The following is a 384-nucleotide window of genomic DNA, read 5'->3' as shown; positions in this document are numbered from 1 at the left end:
GCATATCGCTCGCGATCTCCGGCGGCAACACCATTTCGGGAATTCGCGGCGACATCCGTTTCTTCGGCGAGGCGTTCATCACCGGCCCACCGCTGTGGTTGTTTCTCGCCGGAGCCATGCTGGTCGCCATGGCGCCCTTGCGCCGGGCTGTCGGCGGGACCGCATCCATCATCCTGGCAACGTTAGACGCTCCTCGGGCGTCATGCGGGCTTCGACGTGGCGGCGAGTGTCCGGATCGACATGGCGGAGCATGGCGCACCAGTCCTCCACATTGTACGTTGTCGCCATCCGGCCCCTGGCCAGATCGTAAATGACGCAGGGCCTGTTCGCGATTGCGAGCCGAAGCACGTTGACGGCCGTACCGGGTGATGCGCCGTCCCAGAC

General features: G+C 65.1%; 1 pseudogene. It reads right to left on the bottom strand.

Annotated features, from left to right (window positions below):
• Window positions 1–168: 168 nt before the first annotated feature.
• Window positions 169–384 (bottom strand): annotated as a pseudogene (locus EN750_RS40250) (hypothetical protein); the annotation flags it as partial.

Origin of the sequence: Mesorhizobium sp. M7A.F.Ca.ET.027.03.2.1, assembly GCF_003999175.1 — a bacterium.
GTDB lineage: Bacteria > Pseudomonadota > Alphaproteobacteria > Rhizobiales > Rhizobiaceae > Mesorhizobium.
Note: the sequence above shows the minus strand (reverse complement) of the source record. Positions and strands in the feature narration are given on the sequence as shown.